Consider the following 315-nt stretch of genomic DNA (forward strand, 5'->3'; position numbering starts at 1 on the left):
CTTCAACGGCGAAATCCTGGCGCCGCTGAACTTCGAAGGCGACCGGAACCCGAGCGCATGGTCCAACGGTGAGGTGACCACGACGCCCGGCTTCAAGGAAGCGTTCCGCCAGTTCGGCGAAGGCGGCTGGCAAGGCGTGATGCATCCGGCCGAATTCGGCGGACAGGCGCTGCCGAAGCTGATTGCCACGCCCTGCATCGAAATGATGAACGCGGCCAACCTGTCGTTCGCGCTGTGTCCGCTGCTGACCGACGGCGCCATCGAAGCCCTGCTGACCGCGGGTTCCGACGAACTGAAGCAGCGTTATTTGCCGAA

At 63.8% G+C, this 315-nt stretch carries 1 protein-coding gene; it reads left to right on the forward strand.

From position 1 onward, the window contains the following. The coding region (locus tag BG61_RS39055; protein ID WP_035943949.1) for an acyl-CoA dehydrogenase family protein at nt 1-315 on the forward strand (315 nt) is incomplete at both ends.

It is taken from the genome of Caballeronia glathei, from assembly GCF_000698595.1.
Taxonomy (GTDB): domain Bacteria; phylum Pseudomonadota; class Gammaproteobacteria; order Burkholderiales; family Burkholderiaceae; genus Caballeronia; species Caballeronia glathei.